This is a genomic window from Mycobacterium sp. E2733 (assembly GCF_001667585.1).
Taxonomy (GTDB): Bacteria; Actinomycetota; Actinomycetes; order Mycobacteriales; family Mycobacteriaceae; genus Mycobacterium.
In genome coordinates this window covers 18384-36073 of record NZ_LZJZ01000123.1, presented here as the reverse complement: position 1 = coordinate 36073, position 17690 = coordinate 18384, and the positions used below count along the sequence as shown (strand labels likewise).

The 17690-nt window shown below is 64.8% G+C and carries 14 protein-coding genes; 11 read left to right on the top strand and 3 right to left on the bottom strand.

Features of this window, described 5'->3' with window-relative positions; genetic code table 11:
- Positions 1 to 82 precede the first annotated feature (82 nt).
- The 6 genes from A5678_RS22805 to A5678_RS22780 all read left to right on the top strand — a co-directional run bounded on the left by A5678_RS22805 (position 83) and on the right by A5678_RS22780 (position 4378).
- Entirely contained in the window at positions 83 to 949 is an 867-nt protein-coding gene (locus A5678_RS22805; RefSeq protein ID WP_197502229.1) for an alpha/beta fold hydrolase, read from the top strand.
- A 146-nt stretch (positions 950 to 1095) separates the two neighbouring features.
- The gene (locus tag A5678_RS22800; protein ID WP_068047352.1) at positions 1096 to 1743 is read left to right on the top strand and encodes a S1 family peptidase; all 648 of its coding nucleotides are present in this window, start codon (positions 1096 to 1098) and stop codon (positions 1741 to 1743) included.
- Between the two features lie 136 nt (positions 1744 to 1879).
- The gene (locus A5678_RS22795) at positions 1880 to 2347 is read left to right on the top strand and encodes a lipoprotein LpqH (protein WP_068047230.1); all 468 of its coding nucleotides are present in this window, start codon (positions 1880 to 1882) and stop codon (positions 2345 to 2347) included.
- A gap of 40 nt (positions 2348 to 2387) precedes the next feature.
- A complete protein-coding gene (locus A5678_RS22790) occupies positions 2388 to 3242 on the top strand; it encodes an MAP_0585 family protein (RefSeq protein WP_068047228.1) in 855 nt (284 codons plus the stop codon).
- 109 nt (positions 3243 to 3351) lie between these two features.
- Entirely contained in the window at positions 3352 to 3591 is a 240-nt protein-coding gene (locus A5678_RS22785; protein WP_068047223.1) for a hypothetical protein, read from the top strand.
- Positions 3592 to 3607: 16 nt separating this feature from the next.
- Positions 3608 to 4378: an enoyl-CoA hydratase gene (locus A5678_RS22780; RefSeq protein ID WP_068047340.1), complete on the top strand. Its 771-nt coding sequence runs from the start codon at positions 3608 to 3610 to the stop codon at positions 4376 to 4378.
- Positions 4379 to 4449: 71 nt separating this feature from the next.
- Here A5678_RS22780 and A5678_RS22775 read toward each other — a convergent pair whose 3' ends face one another.
- Both A5678_RS22775 and A5678_RS22770 read right to left on the bottom strand, forming a co-directional pair.
- Positions 4450 to 5412, bottom strand: a complete 963-nt coding sequence (locus tag A5678_RS22775; RefSeq protein WP_068047222.1) for a lytic transglycosylase domain-containing protein — start codon at positions 5410 to 5412, stop codon at positions 4450 to 4452.
- Positions 5413 to 6490: 1078 nt separating this feature from the next.
- Positions 6491 to 6694, bottom strand: coding sequence for a cold-shock protein (locus A5678_RS22770; protein ID WP_007166408.1), 204 nt, complete (start codon positions 6692 to 6694; stop codon positions 6491 to 6493).
- A 460-nt stretch (positions 6695 to 7154) separates the two neighbouring features.
- On the opposite strand from A5678_RS22770, the gene A5678_RS22765 reads away from it, so the two are divergent.
- Complete coding sequence (locus tag A5678_RS22765; RefSeq protein ID WP_068047221.1) at positions 7155 to 7937, top strand: DUF732 domain-containing protein; 783 nt, start codon at positions 7155 to 7157, stop codon at positions 7935 to 7937.
- Between the two features lie 42 nt (positions 7938 to 7979).
- Here the strand turns inward: A5678_RS22765 and A5678_RS22760 are convergent, their stop codons facing one another.
- The gene (locus A5678_RS22760; RefSeq protein ID WP_068047218.1) at positions 7980 to 8792 is read right to left on the bottom strand and encodes a DUF4383 domain-containing protein; all 813 of its coding nucleotides are present in this window, start codon (positions 8790 to 8792) and stop codon (positions 7980 to 7982) included.
- Between the two features lie 503 nt (positions 8793 to 9295).
- Between A5678_RS22760 and A5678_RS22755 the strand changes: the two genes are divergently transcribed.
- The 4 genes from A5678_RS22755 (at position 9296) to A5678_RS22740 (ending at position 17667) form a co-directional block, all read left to right on the top strand.
- Positions 9296 to 12532, top strand: a complete 3237-nt coding sequence (locus tag A5678_RS22755; protein ID WP_068047216.1) for a fatty acyl-AMP ligase — start codon at positions 9296 to 9298, stop codon at positions 12530 to 12532.
- A gap of 289 nt (positions 12533 to 12821) precedes the next feature.
- Complete coding sequence (locus tag A5678_RS22750; protein ID WP_368664902.1) at positions 12822 to 15617, top strand: RND family transporter; 2796 nt, start codon at positions 12822 to 12824, stop codon at positions 15615 to 15617.
- Positions 15618 to 15632: 15 nt separating this feature from the next.
- Positions 15633 to 16571, top strand: a complete 939-nt coding sequence (locus A5678_RS22745; protein WP_068047214.1) for a DMT family transporter — start codon at positions 15633 to 15635, stop codon at positions 16569 to 16571.
- A gap of 1 nt (position 16572) precedes the next feature.
- Entirely contained in the window at positions 16573 to 17667 is a 1095-nt protein-coding gene (locus A5678_RS22740; protein WP_082945696.1) for a phosphotransferase, read from the top strand.
- Positions 17668 to 17690: the final 23 nt, after the last annotated feature.

Sequence of the window (17690 nt, the reverse complement as noted above, 5' to 3'; positions counted from 1 at the left end):
CTCTGGACGCCCCGCTGCATCGTAATTGGAGGCGCTTCGACGCCGGGTCGGCGCCGAAGCGGCTTAGTATCACCTGATGCCCATGGCAGTGGAACCGTTTTCGATCCAGGGACCCGGCGGCGTGCGGATCGTCGCTGACCGACTCGGCGATCCTCAGGCGCGGGCCGTGGTGTTCCTGCACGGCGGCGGGCAGACCCGCCGCTCCTGGGGCAAGGCCGCCACAGCCGTCGCCCAGCGTGGCTGGCAAGCCGTCACCGTCGACCTGCGCGGCCACGGCGAATCCGACTGGTCCGACGAAGGCGACTACCGCGTCGCCAGCTTCGCCGGCGATGTCCAGGAGGTGCTGGCCACGCTGCCCCCGCGGCCGGTGCTGGTTGGCGCCTCTCTGGGCGGGTTCACCTCGATGCTGCTCGCGGGTGAGATTTCCCCGGGGATCGCCAGCGCGATCGTGTTGGTCGACATCGTGCCGAACATGGACCAGTCCGGCGCCAATCGGATACACGCCTTCATGTCCGATCGGGTGGAATCGGGTTTCGCCTCACTTGACGAGGTTGCGGACGCGATCGCCGAATACAATCCGCACCGGCCGCGGCCAACCGACTTGGACGGCCTGACCACGAATCTGCGCCGCCGGGGCGACCGCTGGTACTGGCACTGGGATCCCCAGTTCATCAGCGGGACCGCCGCGTTTCCCCCTTTCGAGGTCACCGACCCCGACCGCATGCACGCGGCCGTCGAGGCGATTTTGCGCGGTGGGGTGCCGATGCTTTTGGTTCGGGGCCAGATGAGCGACCTCGTCAGCCAGGAGCGCGCGGACGAATTCCTGGCCCGCTTTCCGCAGGTCGAGTTCACCGATGTACGCGGTGCGGGACACATGGTCGCCGGCGATCGCAACGACATCTTCGCCGACGCCGTGCTGGGGTTCCTTGCACGGCATCTCGGCGATTGATCAGTTCGCAAGCGTCCACGTCGGAAGCTGTTGTCCAGCAGGTCATTCGATAAAAGTTGCGCTCAGCCGGTCGCCATACCTGGCGCCCAAGCAGCCGAAACCCGCTCGCGCTGTTAGCATGCTGCCGACATATGAAGAGAGGCGGCGTGGCCATGCGGTGGTTGCGAGGGTTGGGCTTGGTCGGTGCTTTGGTCGTCGCCGCGACGACGCTGGCCAACCCGGCGCGGGCTGATGCGGGCGTTACGCCGGGGATCAAAGTCGAGGACGAAAAAACCTCGTGCACAGCAGGTTTCGCCGCCCAAGGCAATGACGGCAGCTACTACCTGATGACCAGCGGCCACTGCGACGCCCACGACGGTTCACAGTGGACACACGACAGTGACGTCCCGCTCGGGAAGATCGCCGCCAGCGAGAAGGAGGGCGACGCGAGGGACGCCGCGATCATCCTCCTCGACCCGAGCGTGGGCGCGCCTCTCGGCGCTGTCGGCGGACGGTACATGGTCCGGGATGTGTTGAACGTCAACCAAATTCGGGAAGGCATGCCTTTCTGCAAATTGGGCGCGGTCACCGGTGAGACCTGTGGTCACGTCAGGCACGTAGACGGTGACGTTGTCGAAGCCAGCGTTTTCAGCCTCAATGGCGACAGCGGCAGTCCGGGATTCGTGAAGAACCCTGACGGCACCGTAAGCGCGGTGGGCCTGTTGATGTCCTCACCCGACGGCGACGACTACACGACTTACTTCACGCTCATCGATCCGCTATTGGGCAGGTGGGGATTGCACGTTCTGCCTTGAGCGGCCATGCGTAACACAGAGTTTGCAATTGCCGGGTACCGGGTATCCGCGCCCCGCGGCTTTGGCCAGTGCTCGCTACTTTGACGAGGCCAACGAGTTCGGTAGTGCGACACCAGCGACACGAAGGGGAGCAGTAGTGAAGCGTGGGATCGTCGTCGGCGTGGCGGGCGTGGCCGTAGTGGTCGCGGCGTGCGCCGGCTGTTCGAGCAAAAAGTCAAACACGGGATCGTCGGGTTCGTCGTCGCCGTCAGCGGCCGGCCCGCAGGTCATCGTCGACGGTCAGGCTCAGAACGTCAGCGGCCAGGTCACGTGCACGCCGGCGGGCGACAACACCAACATCGGCATCGGGGACCCGACAGCCGGGGTCGGTGCCGTGGTCAGCAATGCCAACCCGCCCATCGTGCACTCGGTTGGACTCGGCAGCGTCAACGGCATCACGCTCGGCTTTTCTGACGCGGCCCCCAATCAAGGGGGCAACGCGGGGGCTGCGGTCAACGGAAAGGCCTACGCAATCAAGGGCACCGCAACCGGGCTCGACATGAGCAACCCGCAGCAACCGCAGCAGGTGACCAAATCATTCGAGTTGGACGTGACGTGCCCGTAGTGCGGGCGATCGATACCCAAGATGGGACGCAGCTATGTCTATGAAACGTGTCGTCAGCGCGGCGGCCGTCGCGGCGGGTCTGAGCCTCTCCGCGGTCACATTGAACGTGGGCTCGGTCTTCGCGGCTCCGCTCGACCCTACTCCGCCGTGCCCCGGCTGCCATGGCGGTGGCGGGGGCGGGGGCAACCCCGGTGGTGGCGGCGGCCCACAGGGCGGGCCCGGCGGGCAACAAAGCGGGCCCGGCGACGCGCCGGGTGGCCAAAGCAATCCGCCCCAGGGCGGGCACGGGCAGAGCCCACCGCAGGGCGGGCAGAACAACCCGCCGCAGGGCGCCCAGAACGGGCCCGCGCCCAACGACCATGGGCAGTACCCGCAGCAGGGCGGCACGGACAACCAGCCGGGTGACCACGGTCAGAACGGGCCGGGTGGACAACCCAACGCCCCCGCGAACGAGCACACGCCGCCGCCGCAGGGCAGGCAGGCCCTCAACCCGCCGAGTACCCAACCACCACATGAGCCTTACGTTCCGCGTGGCACCTACGCCAGCGGTAACGCGCAAGTCGGCGGGCCCAGTGATGCGCGGGCAGGCTTCAGCGTCGTGGACCACGGGGCACCCCCGCCGCCCCCGCCGCGGGGTCACGGCTGGAACGACGGTCCGGCCCCCGGCCATCCGCCGCCGCATTGGGTGGGTGCGCCGCCTCCCGGGGGTTGGGACGGTCCGCCGCCTCCGGGCGGCTGGAACCGGCCGTGGTCCGGGCCGCCGCGTGACGTCGCCGCCGCGCAGGTCGATTTCGGGCCGTTCCAGTACGACTCCTATACCGCCATCCCGGTTTTCAACTGGCAGTTCGGCGGTTGGGGCTTCTGGTACATGGGAGTCTGGGTCCCTCTGTACTGACGCTCGGGCCCGGAGTCAATCGTCGAACCGAGCCGCCGACGGGCGTCGCCGGCCCAGCCGGTTCGCCCGTTGGCGGGCGGTAATCGAGCCGTCGTGGCAGGCTCCGGGAATGGATGTGCGCGAGAACGTCCGCAGAGCCATCGACGTGATGACCGCTTGGACGTCCGACAGCGGCAACGAATTCGCGTGGAACCGGCTCGTCGAGAACGTGATCGATGAGCCCGATGGGGAAATCATGCTGTTGATGGGCTTCGTCAACCTTGCGGGCGAGCTGGGGATCAAGCTGGAGAGGGCGACCGGCCAAAAGATGTGCGCTCACCTCCAGGACATCGCTCTGAAGTACCTATGAGGGGTGCGTGAACGCGATGGAGAAGCGGTTCGTCCGGGTCGGTGGTGACGGCGGCGTACTCACCATCGAGCTGACCAATTCAAAACGGCTCAACATCGTCGGCACGTGCGCCGTGGAGGAATTGACACAGGCATTCCGCGCCGTCGACGGCGATGGTGACGTCGGGGTGGTCGTGCTGCGCGGGGCGGGAGACGCGGCTTTCATCGGTGGCGCCGACATCAACGAGATGATCAACCTGGACCGATCGAGCGCCGAGGCGTTCATACGTCGGCTCGCAGCTCTGTGCGAGTCGATCCGCGAATGTCCCGTCCCCGTCATCGCCCGGCTGGCCGGGTACTGCCTCGGCGGTGGGCTCGAGGTCGCGATGTGCTGCGATCTGCGGATCGCCGAATCCGGGGCGATATTCGGCATGCCGGAAGTGGCGGTCGGAATCCCCTCGGTGATCCATTCGGCCTTGATGCCCGCGCTGATCGGGGCGTCGCATGCGGCCTGGCTCCTGATGACCGGTGAGACAATCGACGCAGGCACGGCCGTCGCGTGGGGTTTGGCGCACGAGGTGGTTGCCGCCGACGCACTCGACTCTCGTATCGCCGAACTCACTGCGAAGCTCGCCGGATTCGGCCCGCACGCGGTCCGGCAGCAAAAGCGCCTGCTCAACAAGTGGTTCGACATGACGGTGCACGGGGCGATCGAGGACAGCATCGAGCAGTTCGGTCTGGCGTTCTTGACCGGAGAGCCCCAACACCACATGCGAGCGTTTTTAGCCCGCAAGAAGGACCGAGCGTAGGGCGGCCGTACACGCGAATTTTGTGCACGAATCCCTTGCTGCGCTTAAGCATCACCCGTGGGCACGGCGCCTTACTGCGGGTGCGTCGCGAGGTAGTCCCCCACCGGGATCGGTGACGGCGCTGCGTAACCGACGGGGAGCAACACGTCGCCGGCGGTGGTCACGTAATAGACGTCCCACCGGTAGTAGGTGGGGAACGCGGCCGGATCGGCTGCGATCAGTGCGGCGTATTGGTCGACCGCCCGAACGTATTCATGTGCGTGGTTGTAGCCGTAGATGGCGTGCGCGGGGTCGTTGCCGAAGCCGTTCGCGGCGAGGAAGCGGCCCGCCGCCACGATGCTGTCGCGGGGCGAGTTGATATCGCCGCCCTGGCCGTAGGTGGCGAAGGTTGACGGCAAGAATTGCATGGGACCCTGCGCGCCGGCGGTGCTCACGCCGTTGATGCTGCCGAAGCGGGTCTCGACCAGATTGATCGCGGCCAGGTAGTTCCAGCCGACGCCGGTCTCCGCTTCCGCCGCGTGGTAGTCATTCATCAGCTCGTCGGCGGGCACGGGAGGTTCGATCCGCCAGGCGGGCAGCGTGTCTTTGGCGGGTGTCATCGCCTGAAGCTGGCGACGCGCATCGAGGTTGCGGTCGTAGACGTCGACCAGTTCCGGCGGGATCCGTGGGCGGGTGATCGAGTCCCATTCGGGGTGCCGCTCGATCGAGCGGTACGCGGCCTGCTCGCGGTGCGCGGCCGCGGTCAGTGCCGGCTCCGCCGTCGACGGGTCGCGCAGCGCGCGCTCGTCGGCGACCAGGTCGTCGGCCAACTGGGCCGGGTCCGACGCCAGTTGGGGCTGCGCTCCTTGGGGTGGTTGAGGCGCTGCGGCAAGGGTTCTCGACGCGAGCGGTGTGGCGGGCGCCGTCGCTGCGGTTGAAGAGGCCACCGCTGACGCGTTCGGCTTCGCCGCCGTGGCCGAACAGCCGACGACTGAGAAGATGATGGCGCCGAGAAACGCCGGCGCGGTCGCAGCGAATGTACTGTTACGGCTCACTCTGGTCACTTCCGTCGGTTGCCTTGGATAGTCTTTCGTATCCGGCCGCCTGACAGCAATGCCGTGGCCCATATCGGCCGAGGCAAATCCCGCTAGGGCGTCGCCTTGCAGCGGCGGACGTGCGAATCCCTGCACCTGACAGGGTAATTCACGCGGCGTGGCGGGTACCGATAGATGGCGGGCCACCCCTTCGGGTTGCGGGCGGACACGGCTTATTTCAGACTCGGGAATCGGCTTCCCAGCAGAGTGAAAAAGTTACATGCCTGACGCCACGGCTGAACGAATCGCGAGGCCATCCCTCCCTCGCCTCCTTCGTCCCGCGATGCTTGCCGCAATGACCACGGTGCTCATCGCTGCGCCCACCACGCTCCCCCTGCTGCCACCGGGTTGTGCGATCGGTTGGACGATGGTCGGGGGCGTGCTCATTTATGTGCCCGATTGCACGCATCGGTCACCGGCTCCATCGCCCCCGCCGGACGGACCGCCGCCCAGTCCGGCCCCGTCACCGGCTGATTAGGAGGCCGAGAGGGGGCGACGGCGGTGCGAACGGGCTGTAGTGGTCATCGCGGGGTGTCGATGAACATCAAACCAGCTGTGGCAGATGGTGACTCACGAATATAGGGGCATCGCATCCCCGTCATGCCAGCCTACGACGGAGTCGCAGCGGCGGAATCTTTGTCGGGGCGGTCCGAGAAGGTCGGAAGTTGCACCGGTTCGGCATCACGACCGGCAGGTGAAACGACCTCGGGCTCGTAGCGATGCGAAAACAAATCGGACGATGTCATGGAGCGGGTCCTCAAGTTAGTTGGCTTCAACCCAAACGTGCTTGGCTGGGGCGAAGGGCGATCGATTCGTAGATCTGCTCATCTGAACAAATTGGCTAAGGGGCAGTGCAAAAACAAACTGCTGCCACCAATCTACACGCCAGCGTCAGCGAAGACGTCGCGCCGAGCGACTGGCGTTCATCGACGCCCGAAACCGCGCTCCTGGTACGCCCTGGCGGAGGTCGGCCGGGACCCCCTCAACGTGCTGTGGGCTGGTGGGAAGTCACCCACCAGCCCACGCGGTAGAACTCGACCTAGACGGCGGTTACCCCGACTGCCTGCGGGCCCTTGGCCCCCTGCTCGACGTTGAACTCAACTCGCTGATTTTCCTCCAGCGACCTGTAGCCGTTGCCCTGTATTTCCGAGTAGTGGACGAACACATCTGCTGCGCCGCCGTCCGGAGCGATAAAACCGAAGCCTTTTTCGCTGTTAAACCATTTCACAGTTCCCTGTGTCATACCTTCAACTTCTCTCATTCTGAATGGATGCCGACGGCATCCCGGGCCAGCGTAGCATGCGCGGCACCCATGAACTCTAATCGACTGGGGCAGAGAGTTTTTCATGCCAGCCCATGGACGATGGGAGGCCAACGGATCCTAAGTCTCGAACACCGTTGCGGCAGAGCATTGTTCACCGCATTTGCGGCCCGCGCATGCATCCGTGCTCATGCTCGCCCGGGGCGATTCGGATGCGATCCACGATGCTCGGAATGGCGCCCTCACGGCGGGCCCGGCGAGGGGCCCAGCCCGCAGCTGTGGCAGCCGGCGTACAGTCAGGCTTCCGGCGAGCGTCCGGGTTGTTTGCGGCAGCGTCGACGGTGTTGTCGGTCAGCTGGACCGGTCTTGCCCGAGTCCGCAGCCATCGGCCGGTGCGCACCGGGGCTTGTGACGTTGTCCTGACGCGCTCAAACTGGTTGATATGCGCGACCGCGAGACCATCGATGCCGAATTGCGGCGCATCGCTCTCCGGCGCCGAGCGGGCCGAGAGCACGGTGGTCAGACGCCGTCTCGCGAGGTCGACGACCTGCTCGACGAGCTCCTGGCCCAGAGCACGGGCGTGGTGTTCCCGGATACGGCGAGAACCTGCGAAACCGAGGTTGTCGCCGACACCCGTTCGCGGGGCAGAAGCGGCATCACGCCTCGCCGGCGCAAGGGCATGCCGCAGCATGTGGGTTTTCTCGCAGCATTGCCGCTGTCTCTGATGGCGATCGTCGCCGTGGTGCTGGTGATGTTTGCGGTTCACCACCAGGATCCGTCGGCGAAGCCGGAGGAACCACCGCCGTCGGCCGCGCCGGCACCGAAGCGCATGGCGCCGCACGCACCCGCTCCGCGGATTGAGGTTGCCGACGCGGCGTTCATCGCCGCCTTGAAGCACGAAGGCGTACCAGTTCCCAGCCAGGACTACGCGATGGCCCAAGGGCACGCGGTCTGCGACTTCCTGGCGCACCAACCCAATTTCGCGGATGCGGTCGAATTCGTGCAGCGATCGTCGATATGGGACGCGAATCAAAGTGCCGAAGTCACCGCGGGTGCCATCGTCTCGTACTGCCCGCAGTCTCAACCTGCCACCGCGACCGATTTGTCGCCGGCCTATCAGAATGCTCTCTCCGATCTGCAGGCCATCGAGGGAAAGCTGCAAGGTATCGAAGGGGATTTGCATGGCTTGCAGGGCGATCTGGATCGCATCCCGGGGCCGCCGTAATCGGCACAGCAGCTTCGAGGACGTCGTGACGGGTCGGCCGGTTCAGCGGCGTCGTATCCAGACGGTGACGCCGACGACAGCTGCCAGGACCGCCAAGGCGACGGGAACGACACCGCCTGAGAGCAGTGCATCTGTCGCCCGGACGAAGCGGTTCGACTGCTGTGACGAGCTCTCGATGCTGTGAGCCGAGGGCTCGTTCGCTTCTTGTCTCTTCGGCCGTTCAAGAAGGGTGCGGCCTGAACCCGGAACGTCGACCGGCGTCGTGGTCGACCCCGGCCGGCTTGCCTGTCCGCGCACAGCCGGACGTTGGGACGGGGATTCGTGGTCCCCGATTTCCTGTGCGCGCGCCGGTGCCGCCGCGGGTGGTGGCCCTTGGTTCGCCGGCGAGGCCGCGCCCGGGAGTGCAGCCCCCGGCCCGGGGACGGCGCCGGAGGCCCCGGCCCGCGGATCGCGCTCGCGTCCCCGGCGCCGCACCCAAGCCTCGTCTCCCAACTCGTCGGGAATGAGCCACATCAGCAGGGCGAAGTTGACCACCCCGAGTAGACCGTGCAGGACGATGTCAGCTGCGTGGAACCCCAGGGGCGTCGGTACCGTGCGCGCGGTGGCGACACTGCTGAAAAACAACAACAGCAGGTAGGCCACCGCACTCAGCGCGGTGACAGTCACTGCCGCGCGGCGATTGCCGGCGGCGGCGATGGCCAGCACCCCAAGCGCCAGCAGTATCGCGCTGTGTGCAGGAGTCGATGCCAGCCCGAGAATTGGGGTGCCGGTGGGCCCGGCATGGCGGTGCAGGACAGCCGAAACCAGCCCGGCAGTGCCGAAAGCGCTCACCAGCGCGCCCTCGCCGAGCAGCAACCAACGTCCGCTCCGGAAACGCCCAGGGTCCATCGGCGCCCTGCGCAAATCCGAAGTCATCCCGGGAACAGGCCCCGCCGTGACCGGCATCGCGACCTCCAACCTGAAGAGCACGTCCTGCCTGATCGACTACCCATTACGGCCGGTACTACTCCAGTGGTCGTTGCGCCGGCTTTGGGGGACCGACCGGCGCTCACGTAAGGCGGAGCGAGGCTTCTGGGCCCACCGGCTGCGGGAAGGTTGGTCCAATTTCTTGACTTCCACTGGTGGCGCTCGATACTGCCGGCCACCCGCATTCTGGGCGATCACGACTAGCTGAAATTCGAGTAGCCCCTACTCTATGCCGCCGCGTCTGCTCCGCGACAGAATTTTCGTTACCGATCGGTAACACCAGCGGAAACGTCAGGAAAACGACGTCTAACCCGGTCATACGGAAGCTCCTGTAATTAGCGAAGCTGCGGGCATCAGTGGAGGGGATCGTCATGTCTAACCGTGTTGCGCCCATGGAGACGCTTGTCGAGTACCTGGGAATGTGGGAAGCGCGAAGGCCAGACCAGACCCTCTACCAGTTCGTCAATGCTGAGGGCGGGCAACTCGAGCATTACACCTACGGGAGCTTCGCCGAGCGGACTCGGGAGCTGGCCGCCTACTTGTATCTCGAGGCCGGGCTGAGGCGGGGAGATCGGGCGCTACTGGTCTACCCGCCAGGTCTGGCGATGGTCGCAGCGTTCTATGCCTGCGCGCGCATCGGGGTGATCGCTGTACCCGTCAGCCCCCCGCTGCCCATGGCGTTCGAAGCGGGGCTGACCAAGCTCAGCTTCATCGCGCGCGACTGTCAGGCCAAGGCGGTGCTTTCCACACAGGAGTATGAGTACGGCTTCCGCCTGATGCTCAGCCGCGAACAAGGCGCACCCTTGCGGGCTGACGCGCTGTCCCCGGAGCTGCCCTGGTTCACAACGGATGGTCCGCAGGGGTTTGGTGGCGCCTCGGTGGCGGACACGCCTGGCCCGGTGCTCTTCCTGCAATACACATCGGGCTCCACCAGCGATCCCAAGGGCGTGGTCGTAAGCCACGCCAACGTCATCGCCAACCGCTCGGCGTTCACCGACGGCGTGGTGGCGGTCAGTTGGCTCCCGCAGCACCACGACATGGGTTTGATCTCCGCATACTTGTTCGTGCTACTGCTCGGCGGGACCACGCATGGGATGTCCCCGGAGGAATTTCTCAAGCGCCCGTCGGCCTGGCTTCGGCTCGTCAGTGAGACGCACGCCAGCCACACGCCCGCACCGAACTTCGCCCTCGAGTACTGCCTGCGCGAGGACAAGCTCCCCGACTCGGAGCTCGAGAGCATCGATCTGAGCGGCCTCGAGTCAATGCTCATCGGAGCAGAGCCGCTGCGGGCCAAGACCTTCGCACGCTTCCGGCAGCGCTTCGCTCCCTACGGTCTGAAGCCTGAGGCGCTGTGCGGCGCTTACGGCTTGGCAGAAAACACCTTGATCGTGTCCCTTCGGGGGCGCCAGACCCTGGCGCTGAACAAGCGCGCACTGGAGAAGAACCTTGTGCGGGTCGAGAAGGCCCTGCCCGAGAACAGCAACCAGGCACCGGTGGTGAGCTGCGGCAAGCCTCTCCCCGGAAACCTGGTGCGCATCGTGGACCCGGAATCCCTGCAGGCGCTGGGCGAGGGCCGGGTCGGCGAGATTTGGGTCGACGGGGCCTCGAAGGGAGGCGGCTACTGGTGCCGCCCGGAGCTCACCGCCGACGTTTTCGGAGCCCGCATCGCCGGCGACGACGGGCACACCTATCTGCGGACGGGCGATCTCGGCTTCTTGTACGAGGGCGAGCTGTTCGTGTGCGGCCGGACCAAGGACCTGATCATTGTCCGCGGCGTCAACTGCTATCCCTCCGACATCGAGGCCATCGTGGAGCGGTCGGCCGCACAGGTTCGGCACGGCTGCGTCGCCGCCTTCTCGGTCGAGCGCGAAGAGCAGGAAGCGCTCGTTGTGGTCGCCGAGGTACGCGACGAAAGTGCCCTGCCGGACGCCAAGGCGCTGGCGCGATCGGTTCGCAGGAACGCCCACGTCGATCCGTACACCATCGCGTTTGTGCCGCCGCGCAGCATTCCCAAGACCACCTCGGGAAAGATCCGACGCGCTCAAAACCGCCAACTCTGGTTGGACGCCAAGCTGCCCGTGCTGGCGAGCTACGCCCACGAGACGCACGAGGGGCCGGGCGCGGACGCGGGTCCACTGGAACGCTTCCGCCATCTCATGGAGAGCTATGACCTCACGGGAGAGGAGGAGTCCTCCTTCGCGGATCTCGGTATCGACTCCGTCTCGCTGGCCGAGCTCCGCAACGACCTGCAGGCCTTGCTTGAACAACATGGCGCCGGAGAACTCGCCGACGACGTCGACACGCGCCTACTCCAGCGCCTGACCGTCGCCGAATTCTTCCGACTCGTAAGCCAATTCGGCGATCGCAACCGTCAACCGCTCGACGCCGTACGGCAGGCGCTGGCCGAGATCAGCGCCGAGTATCAGGCATACGAGAGCACACAGATGCGCGCCGACGCGCGGCTGCCCCTGCCGGCGTTGCCGCCGGCGCGACCGAGCGTGTCAGGCGACATCCTGCTGACCGGGGCGACCGGTTTTCTGGGACCGTTTTTGGTGCGGAGCCTGCTCGAACAGACTTCCTCCACCCTTCACGCGCTGATGCGCGCCACGGATGCGGAACACGGCCTGGATCGGGTCATCGCATCGCTGCACCGGGCCCATCTGTGGTCCCGGGAGCTGGAAGCCGAGGTAAGGGCCCGGGTGCGCGTGATCTGCGGGGACCTGGCCAAGCCGGACCTGGGAATCGGTGAGCCCGCGTTCCAGCGACTGGCCGACAGCATCGACGCCATCGTCCACAATGGCGCCCTGGTCAATTACGTCCGGACCTACGACGCCCTGCGGCCCGCCAACGTGCTGGGTACGCACGAGCTGTTGCGCCTGGCGATGACCGCGCACCGCAAGCGATTCCACCTCGTCTCCAGCACCTTCATCTACGGCTGGACCCCCAAGGTGGTAGTCCGGGAGTCCGACGCAAACACGGAGATGAGTGGCCTGGACTTCGGCTACTCGCAGACCAAATGGGTCGCCGAGCAGCTGGTGCTGGCGGCGCAGCGGCAAGGACTCGACGTGCACGTCTACCGCCCCGTCCTCATCTCCCCCACCAACGCGGGCTTTGGCAGCCAGGACGACATATTCGTTCGCTTCACTGCGTTCATGATCGAGCACGGCCTGGCCGTTCAGGCGGACAACCAGGTCAGCCTCCTGCCGGCGGACCTGATCGCCGATCACATCGTCGCGCTGATGGACCTCCCGGCCGAGGCGGGCACCGTGTTCAACATGACGGCGGATGACTACTACAACATCGTGGACATCACACGGCTGTTGTCCGAACGCTACGGCTATCGCTTTACGTACCATGACATTCCGTCCTTCGTCGAGCAGGTGAATCGCCGGTGCACGCCACGTGATCCGCTGTATCCGCTGGTCGATTTCCTCACCCGCTCCGCGGACAAGATCGCGATGGAGCAGGACAAGCGCTACGACAACACCCACTACCGGCGGGCGCGCGCAATGGCCAAACGCCGCCTGCGCGAGCCGGCGCTGACCGACACGGTCGACGATCTCGTCCAGTTCCTGCGGAGCGAGCGTCTGATCAGCCAGGCGCAGACCGAGTCCCGATGCAGTGCCTAGCGACTCCGGTTTCACTGCTGCGAGACGCTTCTCCTTGGTTGGCCTCGCCGCCATTTAGGCGCGCGCTGGTGATGTCGCGATGTATATAGCAGTCCTCGTCAATCCGTTCGCACGCAAGAACCGCGCTGGAACGGGTGACCGCATCGCCCACCTCCGTCGCATCGTCGGGCCCGAGCCTCCACCGGATCAACCCATGCCGAGGTCGCTGCGCTGGCCGTGGCGCCGACCGGCCGGGACGACCATCGCCTCACCTGGAACAGGAGGCGCATTCCGGTGGCTGGGTGACTCTGTGGTGCGCTGGCCGCTGGTCATCATCGGAGCATGGATGTTGCTGGCGGCCGCCTTGTTTCTGATTTTCCCGCCGCTGGAGCAGATCGTCCGGGAACATCAGGCGCCAATGGTGCCGGCCAATTCCCCGGCAATGGTCACAGCCCAACAGATGACCAAGGCGTTTCACGAATCGGGGTCAGACAATGTCCTTCTGGCGGTCTTAACCAACGAGAACGGGCTGGGACCCGGCGACGAAGCCGTCTACCGCACGCTCGTCGCCACCCTGCGCCAAGACACTCAAGACGTCGTGATGCTGCAGGATTTCCTAGCCACGCCCGAGTTGCGCGAGGCCATGAGCAGCAAGGATCACCATGCCTGGCTGCTGCCGATCGGGCTGGCCGGCGGGTTGGGCACACCACAGTCCCACGAGGCATACACGCGGGTGGCGGACGTCATCAAACAGACCGCCGCGGGATCCACCCTGACCGCGAATTTGGCCGGACCGGCGGCCACCATCGCCGACCGCGATGAGGCCGCTACCCGGGATATGCATCGAATAGAACTCGCGACGGCGATCATGGTGCTCGCCATCCTGCTCATTATCTACCGAAACCCGTTCACCATGATGCTGCCGTTGGTAATGATTGCCGTATCCCTGGTGACTGCACACGGGATTGTTGCCGGACTGTCGCAACTCGGCCTCGGTGTTTCTGATGAAACCATCATATTCATGACCGTAATAATGGCGGGCGCGGGAACGGATTACGCCGTGTTCCTCATCAGCCGCTACCACGAACACTTAAGGCGCGGTGCGGATTCGGATCACGCGATTATGAGGGCATTGGTGTCGATTGGCAAGGTAATCGCCGCGTCCGCGGCCACCGTCGCCGTCACCTTCTTCGGAATGTCCTTCACCCGATTGAAATTCTTATCGACAATCGGGCCGGCGTTGGCGATTTCCATCGCTGTGGCGTTTCTTGCCGCCATAACTTTCTTGCCGGCCATCCTCGTGCTCGCCGGACGACGTAGTTGGGTCACACCGAGGCGCGATCTCACCTCTCGTTTCTGGCGGCGTTCCGGGATACGCATCGTGCGTCGGCCTACGGCCCATCTATTAATTAGTGTGATTGTGCTGGCTGTGCTGGCTGGCTGCGGATGCTTCGTCCGGTTCAATTGGGACGAGAGCAAGACCCTGCCGGGTTCGGTGGAAAGTAGCCGCGGATATGCCGTCCTGGGCCGCCATTTCCCGTTGAACGAGACCATCCCGCAATATTTGTTGATTCAGTCGCCGCACGACTTGCGAACCCCCAAAGCGCTCGCCGACTTGGAACAGATGGCACGGCGGGTAAGCCAGATACCGAACATTGCAAAGATTCGGGGCATCACCCGACCGACGGGGGAACCCCTGGAGCAGGCCAGGTTGAGCTACCAGGCAGGAGAGGTCGGCGATCGCCTTCGGGCGGCGTCTGACCTGATTACCGGTAAGACTCTTGACCTTGACCGGTTGACCGACGGGGCGCGCGAGTTGGCAAACTACCTCGCCAGCATCCGGGGCGAAGTCAATCAGGCGGCCTCCAGCATCAACGGCGTGGTCGGCGCCTTCTCCGATTCCCGCATCCAAATCGCCCGCAGCCAGTTACAGCGCCTGGCCCACGACGGCACTCTTGACAGGATCGCCACGGCGGCTCGAGAGGTGCTGCCGGCGCAGGACGCAAAGTCCCTTGAGTCCGCGGTGTACGGCTTGCGCGGAGAAATTGAAGGCGCCGCAAGCAACCTGTCGTCGTTGGGCTTAGATCCTGGCGCCGTATCGGCCCGACTGGCCACCTTGCAACACGGCGCCGATGCCCTCGCTGACGGGAGCCGACGAGTGGCCGACGGCGTACAACTGCTCGTCGACCAAGTGAAACAGATGGGCGCAGGGCTCAGCGATGCGTCGACGTTTCTGTTGGCAATGAAACGCGACGCGTCAGGGCCGGCGATGGCAGGGTTTTACATTCCCATGCAGGCGCTTTCCGACAACGAGTTCAAGAAAGCCGCCGAAGTTTTCGTCTCACCGGATGGGCACGCGGTGCGGTATTTAATACAAACCCAACTCAATCCGTTCAGCACCGATGCCATGGATCAGGTCAATTCGATCACCGACACATCACGGGGAGCTCAACTGAACACGACCTTGGCGGACGCCTCAATATCGATGACGGGCTACCCCGCCTCCAACCGAGACCTGCGCGACTATTACAACCACGACCTCAGATTCATGGTTATCACCACGGTATTAGTGGTGCTGCTGATCTTGATCGTCTTGCTGCGCGCACTCGTCGCACCGCTACACCTCATCGGTTCCGTGGTGATCTCGTACCTGTCGGCCCTCGGGGTCGGCGTCATCGCGTTTCAATTCATCCTCGGCCAGCAATTATCTTGGAGTGTTCCGGGAATGGCCTTCATCGTGCTGGTCGCGGTGGGCGCGGACTACAATATGCTGCTCATTTCCCGGGTCCGCGACGAGTCTCCACACGGCGTGCGCTCCGGCGTCATCCGCACCGTCGGCTCGACCGGCGGGGTGATCACCTCGGCCGGTGTCATCTTCGCCGCCTCGATGTTCGGCCTGCTCTTCGGCACCCTCACAGGCATGGTCCAGGTGGGTTTCATCATCGGAGTCGGACTATTGCTGGACACCTTCGTGGTGCGCACCATCACGGTGCCCGCAATGGCCGTGCTGTGCGGCCGAGGGAACTGGTGGCCCACACTATGGGGCCGCCGTCTGAATTGGCCAATCATGCGAACGCAACGCATGCGCACGGCTGAACGTAAATGAAACCGAGGTCACCCCATGTCGAATGCGGATATGTCCGCGTTTCTCGCACTGTGCGCCGCGCTGGCATTCGCGATCGGAAATGTGATCCGTCAGCGGTCCGCGCAGGAGGTCACTGACAAACCGGTCGGCCACTTAACGTTGTTCGGCATGTTGTTGCGCGACACCCGCTGGTGGCTGGGCGGTGCGGCGGACATCGCCAGTTACGGCCTAATTGCCGCGGCCCTCGCCAGGGGCTCGGTGATATTGGTTACGGCGCTGCAGGTGACGGGGCTGCTCTTCGCATTACCCATCTACGCGCGGTTGGCCCGTCATCGGATAACCCGCCGGGAGTGGATGTGGGCGCTAATGCTGGCCGGGGCGTTGGCGGTCGTCGTCACGGTCGGGCATCCGACGGCCGGCCACTCCCGGGGCTCGCTGGAAGCCTGGGTCTTGGTCGCCGCCGTGATGGGTCCGCCGTTGGGGTTGTGTTTGCTAGGCGCCCGGATATGGTCGAATCGTCCAGCCGCAGCGGTGCTGCTGGCGGCGGTGGCCGGTTCGTTGTTGGCGCTGTTCGCAGTCCTGACCAAAAGTATTGTCGACGTGGTCGGACATGGCGCTGGCCACCTGCTGCACACACCCGAGCTGTATGTCTGGCTACCCGCCGGGCTGGCCGGGATGGTCTTCTGTCAATCAGCGTATCGAGCCGGTGCGCTAACCGTCTCAATGCCAATGATTATCGTCGCAAAGCCTGTAATGGGCGCGGTGTTGGGGGTCACGGTACTCAAGGAGACGTTGGAAGCCGGTGGCGCGGAATGGTTTCTGCTGATGGCGGCAGCGGTGATGGTGATCGTCGCGACCGTGGCCCTGGCTCGGGGTGAGGCCGCCACCGTGGCGGCTGGACCCGGCCGCGACGTGAAAATCATTGACCATCCCGGATCGTCCGTCGAGCCCTGTCTACCCGAATGGAGGCAATGAGATGGCCGAACTGCCGCGGTCCGTCGATGAACTCACTCCCGCATGGTTGACCGAGGTTCTCCGTCGCCGATTTCCCGAAACAAGAGTTGAAGGAATGGAGATCATTGAAGTGATCCGGGGAGTGGGGACCAAGGTCCGGATCCACGCGAAGTACGCGGACGAGGCGGTTGAGAGCTGCCTGCCATGCGATCTGTGTGTCAAGGGCGCACTCGACTCGCGCTGGCGCGCCAAGTACATCAAGACCATCTCCAAGTGTCTGGGCGCCGATCCGGCGGCACCATTTCTCCTGGAAGCGCGGTTCTATGAGCACATGACCGCGAATGCCGCCATACCCCTTCCCCGCTGTTTCTTCGCCGGTGCCGATGGAGCAGGACAGGGAATCGTTGTGTTGGATGACCTCGTTGCCGCGGAGGTGTCGTTCGGTGACCCGACCCGTCCGTGGCCGACCGATCGCGTGGCCTCGGCGCTCGGTGTCCTCGCGGCATTGCACGCCGCGACGTGGGGCGGCTCGCTCCGCGATTATCCCTGGCTGCCTCGGTCTACGGTCCTCGGAGACTTTGTGCCCGTGCTGCTGAGTGCGCCGCACTGGAAGACGCACTTCTTGTTTTCAGGATCCCCGACTGTGCCGGCCGAGCTAGACGATCGACGCCGTATCCTCTCGGCGATGAAGGCTCTGGTCCGCCAACACCAAAATGAAGCGGTGTGTGTGACCCACGGCGATGCACATATCGCTAACACCTACATAGACCGCGACGGTTCTCCGCTGTTCCTTGACTGGCAAACGGTATGTCTGGGAGCGCCAATGGATGACGTTGCATACTTCATGACAGGGGCGCTCAGCATTTCTGATAGACGTGCACACGAACGCGATCTGATTTCGCACTATCTCGACGCGCTCGCCCGCCGAGGTGCGCCTGCCCCAGAAGCCGACGTGGCGTGGAATGCGTACCGTCGCTACGCTTTGCATGGGTTCGGTTGGGTGATGTGGACACCGCCGATGCAACCCTGGCGGAATGTTCGCGCGATGTCCGAACGTCACATCGCCGCCATTCTGGATCTTGACAGCATCCAGGCCGTCAACGAATGGCGGGGCTAGACCAAGCGTTCTGTCGCGAATGA

What these genes read in the sequence shown, in the direction of transcription:
- A5678_RS22805 (WP_197502229.1), top strand. Translation starts at nt 83, where the DNA reads ATGGCAGTGGAACCGTTTTCGATCCAGGGACCCGGCGGCGTGCGGATC.
- A5678_RS22790 (WP_068047228.1), top strand. Translation starts at nt 2,388, where the DNA reads ATGAAACGTGTCGTCAGCGCGGCGGCCGTCGCGGCGGGTCTGAGCCTC.
- A5678_RS22785 (WP_068047223.1), top strand. Translation starts at nt 3,352, where the DNA reads ATGGATGTGCGCGAGAACGTCCGCAGAGCCATCGACGTGATGACCGCT.
- A5678_RS22780 (WP_068047340.1), top strand. Translation starts at nt 3,608, where the DNA reads ATGGAGAAGCGGTTCGTCCGGGTCGGTGGTGACGGCGGCGTACTCACC.
- A5678_RS22770 (WP_007166408.1), bottom strand. Translation starts at nt 6,694, where the DNA reads ATGACACAGGGAACTGTGAAATGGTTTAACAGCGAAAAAGGCTTCGGT.
- A5678_RS22765 (WP_068047221.1), top strand. Translation starts at nt 7,155, where the DNA reads ATGCGCGACCGCGAGACCATCGATGCCGAATTGCGGCGCATCGCTCTC.
- A5678_RS22755 (WP_068047216.1), top strand. Translation starts at nt 9,296, where the DNA reads ATGGAGACGCTTGTCGAGTACCTGGGAATGTGGGAAGCGCGAAGGCCA.
- A5678_RS22745 (WP_068047214.1), top strand. Translation starts at nt 15,633, where the DNA reads ATGTCGAATGCGGATATGTCCGCGTTTCTCGCACTGTGCGCCGCGCTG.
- A5678_RS22740 (WP_082945696.1), top strand. Translation starts at nt 16,573, where the DNA reads ATGGCCGAACTGCCGCGGTCCGTCGATGAACTCACTCCCGCATGGTTG.